Consider the following 10,896-nt stretch of genomic DNA (forward strand, 5'->3'; position numbering starts at 1 on the left):
CGTCTGGACGGGAGGCCCGTGGCGGGCCCGCCACGGGCCTCCCGTCCTTCAGGGCGTCTCTGCGTTGGCCCGCCCGTCAGTCGAGCAGCGCGAGCGCACGCTCCACGACGTCCTCCGGGCGCCCGTCGCCGTGCAGCGCCCACCAGGTGAGCGCGGCGCTCGCGGCGGCGGCCAGCGTGTGTGCCCGCACCGCGACGGCGAGGTCGTCGGCGGTGGCGCCGTCCCGCTCGGCCACGTACCGCAGGATCTCGTCCGTCAGGGCCGTCACCGTGGCGGCTCCGACGTGCTCGAGCGACGGGTTCGCGCGGATGACCCGGAGCCGGTGGCGGGTGACCTCGACGGCGTCGTCCGGGAAGGTGGCGCCGATCTTGTAGGCGGCCCGGAGTGCCACCGCCGAGGGCTCGTCGGCCGGTCGTGAACGCAGGGCCTCGCGGAACCGTGCGGCGAACTCGTCGAGGCCGCCCCAGACCAGCGCGGCCTTGTTCGGGAACAACCGGAAGAGCGACCGACGGCTCACGCCGGCCGCCGCGGCGACGTCGTCCATCGACACCGCGTCGAAGCCCTGTTCGTCGAACAGCCGGAGTGCGACGAGGGACACGGCGTCGGGGTCGATGGTGCGCGGGCGCCCCGTCGGACGGTCGTTCGTCGAGTTCATGGAGACCTTTCGGCACTGAGTGCTATAACCGGTGTGGCGCAGCGAGCGCCTCGCATCGAGGAGACGACATGACCGACACCACCACCGCCGGACGGTTCACCGGCAGGACCATCATCGTCACCGGAGCGGGTTCCGGCATCGGACGCGCCACGGCGACACGCATCGCGAACGAGGGCGGGCGCGTCATCGCGACCGACGTCGTGGCGGAGCGGCTCGACGCACTCCGCTCGGAGCTCGAGGGCTTCGCCGTGGAGACCGTCGTCGGCGACGTCGCCGCGAGCGAGACCATCGACGCGCTCATCGCCGCCGCCGGTGACCGGGTGGACGGGCTCGCTAACGTCGCCGGCATCATGGACGCGTTCCTGCCGCCGGACGAGGTCGACGACGCCACGTGGGAGCGCGTCTTCAGCGTCAACGTCACCGGTCCGATGCGGCTGACCCGTGCGGTGCTGCCGCTGATGATCGCCGCGGGCACAGGATCGGTCGTCAACGTGGCGTCCGAGGCGGCGCTCAAGGCCTCGGCCGCCGGTGCCGCCTACACCTCGTCGAAGCACGCCATCGCCGGGTACACCAAGAGCGTCGCGTTCTTCCACGGGCCGCAGGGCATCCGGGCGAACGCCGTCGCGCCGGGTGCGGTCGCCACGAACATCGAGGCGCCGATGCGCAGCGAGTACGCGGCCCGCCGGGTCGGTCCGATCATGCAGACCACGATCCCGCCGGTCGCGCAGCCCGAGCAGCTCGCCGCCGCCATCACCTGGTTGCTCAGCGACGACTCCGCGAACGTCAACGGTGCGGTGCTGCCGAGCGACGGTGGCTGGTCCGTCGTCTGACCCGTTGCTGCGGCTGGGAGACGCCGTCGTCACGTCGAGACGCCTCCGGGAACGGGGGCGTCTCGACGACTTCGCGGCGTCCGGCTGACACGACGGCGTGTTCGCACGCTGGCCACGGTGCGGACGGGAGGCCCGTGGGGACGCCGCCACGGGCCTCCCGTCCTCCCCTCGGTCGCGTCGACCACGTGACGTTCCTTCCCATTGCACGCGCGATGGAAAGTGGAATCGGGCGTACCGGGCAGGAAGTTCCTGCCAGGTACGCCCGATTCGACCAGGTACGCCCGCAGGGCCCCGCGTCAGGCCACGAGCGCAGCCATCTCCCGCACCACCGCACGGAGCCGGTCCGCGAGCTCGTCGTTGCTGCGGACGGTCTCGCGGTGGGCGACCTCGCTCAGCGCCGACATCACCAGGGTGACGGCGGTGCGGGCGGTCTGGGCGTCGGTCCGGGTGCCGGCGACGCTGAGCAGGGACTGGCGCGACTCCGCCATCCACTGCATCACCATCGAGGACATCTCCGGCCGGAGCACGAGCAGCTCCTTCATGCGTCGGCGGTCCTGCGACAGCGGCACGGTCGCAGCGACCAGGGTGCACAGGTCGTCGATCAGTGGACCGTCGGCCTCGGTGAACCAGGTCGCCGAGTGCTCCGGGACCTCGACCGAGTCGAGCCCGAGCGCCGCGTGCGCCTTCGACGAGAAGTAGTTGAAGAAGGTGCGCGGCGAGACGTCGGCGTCGGCGCAGATCTGCTCGACCGTGACGCCGTCGAGCCCGTGCGCGGACACGAGCGTGAGCGCCGCGTCGTGCAGGGCCTGCCGGGTCTGCTGCTTCTTCCGTTCACGCAGCGTGCACGGCTCCGTTGCCGCAGCCGCTGCCGGGGTGGTGATCACGTGGACTCCTGGTGGGTTGAAGTGTGTGGGAGGGGCGCCCGCCCGGAAAGGGGGCACGGACGGACGCCCCGGTCGGTCACCGACGGTGCGTCGGCGTGGATCCGGTCGAACCCGATCCGGTCGAGCCCGAGCCGGTCGAACCTGAGCCGGTCGAACCCGAACCGGTCGGCACGGACCCGGTCATCGGGCCCGTGAACGAGCCGGCCTCGGCTGCAGCGGCGCCGGCCTCGGCCTCGAGCTGCGCCTCGGCGGACATGTCGGCCTGCTCCTGCAGGGCGGAACGCTGGCGCAGCGGCGGCACCCGGAAGAACCAGGTGAGCACGAACGCGAGCAGGATGACGCCGAGACCGACCCAGTAGATCGTCACGGACGAGGCGTTGAAGCCCGCCATGAACGGCCGGGTCAGGCGGCTGTCGGCACCGGTCAGGAACGAGGTGTCGTTCGTGCTGGTGGCGCTGTCGCTCGTGGTGTTGCCGTCGTCGATCTTCTTCGCCAGCTCCGGGGTGAGCTCGTCGACCCAGTAGGACCGCTGCTCGGCGTCCGACCAGTCGACGGACACGGTGCCGTCCTGCACGCTGGCGTGCGCCTGGTCGGCGACCTGCTCGAGAGCCGACTGTTCGGCGGCCGGCGTGGCCGCGGCGACCTGCTGGTCGATGACGGTCTGCGCTGCCGCGGCGGGCACGGCACCGGCGGCGACCTGCTGCTGCACGGCCGCGGTGACCTGCTCGGTGACCGCGGTGTCGGCGGCCTGCTTCGCCGTCGCCGAGGCGTCGTCGAGCTGTGACTGCACGGTCTTCGTCAGCGGGGTGACGACGGGCGTCCAGATCTTGTCCATGGCGCCCTGGTTCGCCTTCGCGCTGGCGACGGTCGGGTTGAGTGCGGCGTCGAGCGCCGGACCGAGGTCCTTCTCGTTCGCGGTCGCCGTCAGGATGTTCGCCGGCATCACCGAGAACAGGATGGACAGCAGCACGGCGGTGCCGAGCGTGCCACCGATCTGACGGAAGAACGTGGCGGACGACGTGGCGACGCCCATGTCACGCGCCTCGACGGAGCCCTGCGACGCCAGGGTCAGCGACTGCATGACCGAGCCGAGGCCGAGACCGATGAGGAACATGCCGATCATCAGGAACCAGAGCGGCTTGTCGATCGTCATGAAGGTCAGCACGACGTAGCCGGCGGACACGAGCGCGGTGCCGATGACCGGGAAGATCCGGTACCGGCCGACGCGGGCGACGATCTGCCCCGAGGTGATCGAGGCGATCATCAGGCCACCGACGAGCGGCAGGGTCGCGAAGCCGGACTCGGTCGGGGTCAGTCCGACGACGATCTGCAGGTAGAGCGGGATCGTGAGCATCGCGCCGAACATCGCGAAGCCGACCAGGAACCCGATGACGGTCGCCATCGAGAACGTGCCCGAGCGGAACAGCTTGAGAGGGATGATCGCCGCGTCGCCCATCTTCGACTCGATGAGCAGCAGGCCGATCAGGCCGACGACACCGACGACGTAGCAGGCGATCGCAGCGGGGGAGCCCCAGCCCCAGATACGGCCCTGTTCGGCCACGAGCAGGAGCGGCACGAGGGTGACGATGACGGCGGTCGCGCCCCACCAGTCGACCTTCGGCTTCGCGTCGCCGGCGCCGTGCACCTTCGGCAGGTGCAGGAACACGATGACCATGAGGAGCGCCGCGACCCCGATCGGCACGTTGATGAGCAGCACCCAGCGCCAGCCGGTGATCCACAGGATCTCGGAGGAACCGGCGAGCAGACCACCGATCAGCGGGCCGATCACGGACGAGATGCCGAACACGGCGAGGAAGTACCCCTGGTACTTGGCGCGCTCACGCGGGGCGAGGATGTCGCCCATGATCGCGAGCGGCAGCGACATGAGGGCACCGGCGCCGATGCCCTGCACCGCGCGGAAGGCGGCGAGCATGAGCATCGAGGTGGACATCGACGACAGGACGGCGCCGAGGATGAAGACGACGATGCCGAAGATGTACAGCGGGCGGCGGCCGAAGATGTCGGAGAGCTTGCCGTAGATCGGCGTCGCGATCGTCGAGGTGATGAGGTACGCGGTCGTCACCCAGGCCTGCTGGTCGAGCCCGTGCAGGTCGTCGCCGATCGTGCGGATCGCCGTGCCGAACACCGTCTGGCCGAGCGAGGACAGGAACATGCCCGCCATCAGGCCGTAGATCACCAGGAGGATCTGACGGTGGGTCATCAGCGGCTGCTGGCCGGCGCCTCCGGAGGCCGCGGGGGCCTCGGCGGTGTGCCGACCGTGCTGCACCGGGACGGGTGCGGTGGCGGTCATCGAACTCCTTTTTCTGGCTGTGAAACTTTGCAGACCGCGCAACGATACATCCGTTGCTTCCGACAAGCAACTAAATGTGCCCGGTACGCTGTGCCCGTGACCGACGACCGGCGTGCCGCCGAGCGACTCCTGCGATCCCAGCTCGACCGGCTGTGGGTCCGGCAGACCCTGCGCTCCTCGCTCATCGAGTCCCGGGGCGGACTCGACCCGACCGCGCGCGTGATCCTCCGGGCCGTCGCCGGGCACGGCCCGGTCCGGGCGACCGCGATCGCCGACGCCACGGGGCTGTCGCGCCCGGTGATCAGCCGCCGGGTCGCCTCGCTGATCGAGGCCGAGCACCTGATCGGCTCGCCCGACCCCGCGGACGGCCGCGCCACGCTCGTCACGCTCGCCCCCGCCGGCCGACGACTGCTCGACGAGTTGGACGCGGCCGGAGCCGAGGTGTTCGACGACCTGACGGGGGAGTTCGCCTCCGACGAGCTGCGCTCGCTCGCCGAGATGCTGACGCGGCTGAACGACCGTGCCGACACGGTCCTGGGGATCGGCACCACGCGCTCCTGACGCGACCAACGGGGCGAACGGGAGGCCCGTGCCGGCGCCGCCACGGGCCTCCCGTCCCTGCGGAGCGCGCATTCGAGATACCGTTGGTGGTATGAGCACGGACACCACCCCCACCACTGAGACCCTCGACGACGGGCCCGTGGTGACGTTCGCCGATCTCGGCCTGAGCGACGCTGTGCTCAAGGCCGTCAAGGACATCGGCTACGAGACCCCTTCCGCCATCCAGGAAGCCACCATCCCCACGCTCCTCGCCGGGCGCGACGTCGTCGGCCTGGCGCAGACCGGAACCGGCAAGACCGCGGCCTTCGCGCTGCCGATCCTGTCCCGCATGGAGTCCGGCAGCAAGAAGCCGCAGGCGCTCGTGCTGTCCCCGACGCGCGAGCTCGCCCTGCAGGTGTGCGAGGCGTTCGAGCAGTTCGCGTCGCACATGAAGAACGTCCACGTCCTGCCGGTCTACGGCGGCCAGGCGTACGGCGTGCAGCTCTCCGCCCTGCGCCGCGGCGTCGACGTCATCGTCGGCACCCCCGGTCGCATCATGGACCACCTGGCGAAGGGCACGCTCGACCTGTCCGAGCTGAAGTACCTGGTCCTCGACGAGGCCGACGAGATGCTCAAGATGGGCTTCGCCGAAGACGTCGAGACGATCCTCGCCGACACCCCCGACGACAAGCAGGTCGCGCTGTTCTCGGCGACCATGCCCGCGCAGATCCGCCGCATCTCGCAGCAGTACCTGACCGACCCGGCCGAGATCACCGTCAAGACCAAGACGAAGACCGCCGCGAACATCACGCAGCGCTACCTGATGGTCTCGTACCCGCAGAAGGTCGACGCGCTCACCCGCATCCTCGAGGTCGAGGACTTCGAGGGCATGATCATCTTCGTCCGCACCAAGAGCGAGACCGAGACCCTGGCCGAGAAGCTCCGCGCCCGCGGGTACGCCGCCGCCGCGATCAGCGGTGACGTCGCCCAGGCCCAGCGCGAGCGCACGGTCAACCAGCTGAAGTCGGGCAAGCTCGACATCCTGGTCGCCACCGACGTCGCCGCCCGTGGCCTCGACGTCGACCGCATCACGCACGTCGTGAACTTCGACATCCCGGTCGACATCGAGTCCTACGTGCACCGCATCGGCCGCACCGGTCGCGCCGGCCGCTCGGGTGACTCGATCAGCTTCGTCACCCCGCGCGAGCGTCGCCTGCTGTCGGCGATCGAGCGCCACACCAAGCAGCCGCTCACGCAGATGCAGCTGCCGACCATCGACGACGTCAACGAGACGCGCCTGACCCGCTTCGACGACGCCATCACCGCGGCGCTCGAGGACCAGGGCCGGATCGCGGCCTTCCGCGACGTCATCGCGCACTACGTCGAGCACCACGACGTCCCCTCGGACGACGTCGCCGCTGCCCTGGCCGTCGTGGCGCAGGGTGACTCGCCGCTGCTCCTCACCGCAGCCGACGACGCCCTCCGCAGCCAGATGGAGCGCGACGCCCGCCGCAGCGAGCGCGACGAGCGTGGTGCCCGCGACGACCGTGGCGGCCGCAACGACCGCGGCGACCGTGGTGGCGACCGCGACCGTGGTGACCGCGGCGACCGTGGCCCGCGCCGTTCGCAGCCGATGTCCCCGTACCGCATCGAGGTCGGCCGTCGTCACCGCGTCGAGCCGCGCCAGATCGTCGGTGCCCTGGCCAACGAAGGTGGCCTGCGCCGCGACGACTTCGGTGCGATCCAGATCCGTCCGGACTTCTCGATCGTCGAACTGCCGGCCGACATGGACCCCGGTGTGCTCGACCGCCTGACCGACACCCGGATCAGCGGCAAGCTCATCGAGATCCGTGCGGACCGCCGCGGCGGCGGCCGCCGTGACGACCGCGACGACCGTCCGGAGCGCAAGCCGCGCTACTGAGACGCGCCGCGTCCGAGACGCGACCCCCTTCTGACGGGAGGCCCGGTGCCAGCTGGCACCGGGCCTCCCGTCCGTCGTCTGCCCGGGTCCAGAACCCGCGAGACGCCGTCGTGTCGGTTCCGCGCCGCCGAGACGGCGAGACGCCGCTGAGTTCGGCGGCGTCTCGCCGAACACGACGGCGTGTGCGGGACTGCCCTGCGGCATCTTGCGGTGCGGGGAACCGCACATCCCGCCCGCAGTCGTTCCCCTGGCGTCCGCACGGTGCTGTGATACCGGGAGCCGTGACGCAGGAAGCCGCGGAGAAGGCAGGGGAACCATCGTGTACCGAGCACTGATCACCGCGGTCGCCGCCGCGGCGCTCGTCTTCGGAGGTGCGGTGCCGGCGACGGCGCACACCTCCTGGTCGTCGGTGCCGGGAGCACCGACCGCCGTCCGTGTCACCGGCGACGCGGACAGTGCCACGCTGACGTGGCGCGGGCCGAAGCACGGTGCCAAGGTGACCGGCTGGAAGGTCGCCGTCGCCGCCGTCGCGAACCGGCACCACCGCCAGGTCGACCGACTCCACCCGCGCGCCCGCTCCGACCGCTTCGACGAGCTCTCGCCCGCGACCACGTACCGGTTCTCCGTCCGTGCCGTCGGCCACCGGGGGACCGGTCGCACGATCACGCTGCGCTGGACGGCACCACCCGCCCCGGAGCCGGAGACGACGCAGTCGCTGTTCGGACTCGACGACAACGGTGCCGTCGTGCGGTTCGCGGACTCCGGCAGTGGCGCGAAGGCCGTCGTCGCGACGGACGGCGAGGGCTTCGCCGCGAACGCCGACGGTGACGTGTTCACCCCGTCCGCGGACGGCACCGAGATCCTGCTGCACCCGGCAGACGGTGGCGGGATCTCGATCATCGCGTCCGGGCTGCACCTGACCCCGGACCTGCGCTCCGACGTCGCCGGCAACCTGTACTGGACGGACTCGGTGACCGGCGCGGTGCAGCAGTTGCCGGTCGGCACCTCGACCCAGAAGACCGTGCTCGACCTGGGCGGTGTCGCGACCGGCAGCGATCGGCGCTTCTGGACCGTCACCCCGGACGGCAAGGTCGTCGTGCTCGGCGGAACCGTCAGCCAGCCGTACGTCAAGGGCACCGGCATCGCACCCCGCACGTTCATCGGCCCGGGCGGCTCGACCGTCGGCTACCCCGCCGGCGTGCTCGCCGACTCGCACGGCAACGTCTACGTCGACATCCGATCGACCGGTGGCGCCGGGTCGTGGGTCTGGTACCAGCTCAAGCCCGGGGCGACCCAACTGACGCAGATCGAACCGCGGTACGCGTTCGAGTACGCCGCCGCGAACGCGGACGGCTTCTCGCTCCTGCAGTCGGCGGAGTTCTGCCCCGCCCCGTCGGAGTACCGGCCGGCCGGGTGCAAGATCGACCGCGGCATCCCGGACAAGCTCGTGGTGGGCGGCGGCGGGACGTCGACCGTGCCGGTGACCGGGCTGACCGCCGGGTCGCGTGGCGAGCACCTGGGTGCCGCCTCTGCCGACGGGGACGTGTTCGTCTCCATCGACAGCGGCCCCTCGGTCGGACTGTGGAAGGTCCCCGCCGCGGGTGGAGCTGCCCAGCAGCTCGACGCGGCGCAGTACTCGAGGCTGCTGGTGATCTGACCGGCGGTGCGAGGCGGAAGGGGGACAGGGCGCAACGGCGCGTCCTGTCCCCCTTCCGTGTGCGGCGGCGGGCGGTCGGCCGCCGCCGGCTCTGCGCTCGAGGCGCCGCCGCTGTGCGGCGGCGGGTGGCTGTGGTGGGAGCGGTGGTTCAGGCGCCGGTCGCCGTGCGGCGGCACACCTCGTCCCACGGCGTCGGTTCGATGCCGAAGTGCGCCCGGGTCTCCGAGTCGTCCACGACGTACGGCGCGGTCCACTGGTAGGTCAGGTCGGCCAGTTCGCGGAGCATCGGCGACACGAGCCCGCCGACCCGGAACAGGGCCGCGGGCATCCGCCGCACCGGCACCGCGGGCTTCCCCGCCGCGGCGAGCACGTCGGTGAGCGCCTGCCGCTGCGTCCGCGGCGCGTTGCTCGGCACGATCCACGTGCGGCCGTGCGCGCCCTCGTCCTCCGCGGCGGCGACCAGCGTCCGGGCGACGTCGAGTACGTCCGTGAAGGTGTGCGGCAGGTCGGTCCGGCCGAGCATCGCCACCGCCCGCCCCTGCAGCGCCGCCGGGAGCACGCGCGTCACGTGCCCGTTGGCGCCGATCCCGGGGCCGACGTAGTCCGAGCCGCGCACTTCGACGGTCCGGATCCGACCGGCGTCGTGCGCGGCGAGAGCATCGGCCCACAGGGTGGCCCGGAGCACGCCCTTGTGGTCGGTCGCGGCGTCCGGCAGGCCGGCGTGGACGGGGCCGTCGACCGGGCCGTAGGGGTACAGGTTGCCGGTGATGGCGGAGACCGCTCCGGTGCGTTCGGCCGCGGTGAGCAGGGCGGCGGCGAGCGGGGGCCAGGTGTGTTCCCACTGCGTGTAGTCGCCGGGGTTCGCGCAGTTGTACAGGACGGCCGCGCCCTCGGCGGCGCGGGTGAGGGCATCGGCGTCGGAGGCGTCGAGTGCAAGGTGCTCGACGCCGGCGACGCCCGTGGTGCGACCGGAGCGGGAGACGACGGTGACGCGGTCGCGTTGGTCGCTTCGTCCGCTCCGCTCGGCGAGCAGTGCGGCGACGTGCCGGCCGACGGGGCCGGCGCCGATGACGAGGTGGTGGGACATGCTTCCTGCTTCCTGGTCGGCACGAGAGCAGTGCTCTCGGAAGTGAGCATGACGATTCGACCGACGGAAAGCAAGAGCAGTGATCTCTTTTGTGTGCGCTGCTCTCCCGTGTCAGGATCGACGGATGGCACCCACCGCCCGAGAACTCGCCCGGCAGGCGGTCACCGCGGACATCCTGGCCGCGGCACGCACCCGACTGACCGACGAGGGCCCGGCCGCGCTCAGCCTGCGCGCCGTCGCCCGCGACGTCGGGCTGGTCTCGTCCGCCGTGTACCGGTACTTCCCGAGCCGTGACGACCTGCTGACCGCCCTGCTCATCACCGACTACGACGAGCTCGGCGCCGCGGTCGAGGCCGCCGACGCCGCTGCGGGGCCGGACGCCGGTGCGCGCTGGGTCGCGATGTGCCGCGCGATCCGAGGCTGGTCGGTCGCCCACCCGGGGGACTTCGCCCTGCTGTTCGGCTCGCCCGTCCCGGGGTACGCGGCGCCGAGGGAGACCGTGGTGCCGGCAACACGGACGACGCTCGCGTTGGTGCGCGTCGTCGCGGACGCGGTCGGGTCCGGTGCGTCTGGTGCGTCTGGTGCGTCTGGTGCGTCTGGTGCGTCCGGTGCTCCCGGTGCTCCCGGTGCGTCCGGTGCTCCCGCCCCGGTGACCGCCGGGAGGCCCGGATCACCCGCCGCGCCCACGTCGGCACCCGGGGCGGCCGGCCCGGCTGTCGCGGACGCGGTCGCCACCCTGCGGTCGTTCGGCGTCACGCTGCCCGACGAGGTCCTGGTCCGCACCCTGATGGCGTGGACGACGGTGTTCGGGACGATCTCGTTCGAGCTCTTCGGACACTTCGTGGGATCCGTGTCCGACCCGGCCGCCTACTTCGACCAGGTCATCGTGCGCCTGGCGGATGACCTGGGGTTCACCGCCACGTTCTGACACGGGTGCTGTCCCCAGATCGGGTGCGCAGCCTGACAGAGCCCCCGCCGGTGCGGTAGACAGGTCGTCACGCCCAGGTCGCG

9 protein-coding genes are annotated in these 10,896 nt (G+C 71.7%); 5 read left to right on the top strand and 4 right to left on the bottom strand.

Features of this window, described 5'->3' with window-relative positions:
• Positions 1-76: 76 nt before the first annotated feature.
• Complete coding sequence (locus tag KK087_RS13630) at positions 77-655, bottom strand: TetR family transcriptional regulator (protein ID WP_214566029.1); 579 nt, start codon at positions 653-655, stop codon at positions 77-79.
• A 68-nt stretch (positions 656-723) separates the two neighbouring features.
• On the opposite strand from KK087_RS13630, the gene KK087_RS13635 reads away from it, so the two are divergent.
• A complete protein-coding gene (locus KK087_RS13635) occupies positions 724-1,485 on the top strand; it encodes an SDR family NAD(P)-dependent oxidoreductase (RefSeq protein ID WP_214545041.1) in 762 nt (253 codons plus the stop codon).
• 296 nt (positions 1,486-1,781) lie between these two features.
• On the opposite strand, the gene KK087_RS13640 is transcribed toward KK087_RS13635, so the two are convergent.
• Positions 1,782-2,369 carry a TetR/AcrR family transcriptional regulator gene (locus KK087_RS13640; RefSeq protein ID WP_214566031.1) on the bottom strand — a complete coding sequence of 196 codons (588 nt, stop codon included), beginning with the start codon at positions 2,367-2,369 and terminating at the stop codon, positions 1,782-1,784.
• A 76-nt stretch (positions 2,370-2,445) separates the two neighbouring features.
• A complete protein-coding gene (locus KK087_RS13645) occupies positions 2,446-4,680 on the bottom strand; it encodes an MDR family MFS transporter (RefSeq protein WP_250901118.1) in 2,235 nt (744 codons plus the stop codon).
• Between the two features lie 96 nt (positions 4,681-4,776).
• On the opposite strand from KK087_RS13645, the gene KK087_RS13650 reads away from it, so the two are divergent.
• From KK087_RS13650 to KK087_RS13660, 3 genes are all read left to right on the top strand, one after another.
• Positions 4,777-5,241 carry a MarR family winged helix-turn-helix transcriptional regulator gene (locus KK087_RS13650; RefSeq protein WP_214566033.1) on the top strand — a complete coding sequence of 155 codons (465 nt, stop codon included), beginning with the start codon at positions 4,777-4,779 and terminating at the stop codon, positions 5,239-5,241.
• Between the two features lie 91 nt (positions 5,242-5,332).
• Positions 5,333-7,141 carry a DEAD/DEAH box helicase gene (locus KK087_RS13655; RefSeq protein WP_071245939.1) on the top strand — a complete coding sequence of 603 codons (1,809 nt, stop codon included), beginning with the start codon at positions 5,333-5,335 and terminating at the stop codon, positions 7,139-7,141.
• A 319-nt stretch (positions 7,142-7,460) separates the two neighbouring features.
• The gene (locus KK087_RS13660) at positions 7,461-8,798 is read left to right on the top strand and encodes a fibronectin type III domain-containing protein (RefSeq protein WP_214566043.1); all 1,338 of its coding nucleotides are present in this window, start codon (positions 7,461-7,463) and stop codon (positions 8,796-8,798) included.
• Between the two features lie 148 nt (positions 8,799-8,946).
• Here KK087_RS13660 and KK087_RS13665 read toward each other — a convergent pair whose 3' ends face one another.
• Positions 8,947-9,885, bottom strand: coding sequence for an NAD-dependent epimerase/dehydratase family protein (locus KK087_RS13665; protein ID WP_214566045.1), 939 nt, complete (start codon positions 9,883-9,885; stop codon positions 8,947-8,949).
• 124 nt (positions 9,886-10,009) lie between these two features.
• Between KK087_RS13665 and KK087_RS13670 the strand changes: the two genes are divergently transcribed.
• Positions 10,010-10,813, top strand: a complete 804-nt coding sequence (locus tag KK087_RS13670; protein WP_214566047.1) for a TetR/AcrR family transcriptional regulator — start codon at positions 10,010-10,012, stop codon at positions 10,811-10,813.
• Positions 10,814-10,896: the final 83 nt, after the last annotated feature.

The sequence above is a fragment of the Curtobacterium aurantiacum genome (assembly GCF_018598555.1).
Taxonomy (GTDB): Bacteria; Actinomycetota; Actinomycetes; order Actinomycetales; family Microbacteriaceae; genus Curtobacterium; species Curtobacterium aurantiacum.

Bases quoted from the DNA above. Each gene is read 5' to 3' on its own strand.
- KK087_RS13630 (WP_214566029.1), bottom strand. From the start codon at position 655: ATGAACTCGACGAACGACCGTCCGACGGGGCGCCCGCGCACCATCGAC.
- KK087_RS13635 (WP_214545041.1), top strand. From the start codon at position 724: ATGACCGACACCACCACCGCCGGACGGTTCACCGGCAGGACCATCATC.
- KK087_RS13645 (WP_250901118.1), bottom strand. From the start codon at position 4,680: ATGACCGCCACCGCACCCGTCCCGGTGCAGCACGGTCGGCACACCGCC.
- KK087_RS13655 (WP_071245939.1), top strand. From the start codon at position 5,333: ATGAGCACGGACACCACCCCCACCACTGAGACCCTCGACGACGGGCCC.
- KK087_RS13665 (WP_214566045.1), bottom strand. From the start codon at position 9,885: ATGTCCCACCACCTCGTCATCGGCGCCGGCCCCGTCGGCCGGCACGTC.
- KK087_RS13670 (WP_214566047.1), top strand. From the start codon at position 10,010: ATGGCACCCACCGCCCGAGAACTCGCCCGGCAGGCGGTCACCGCGGAC.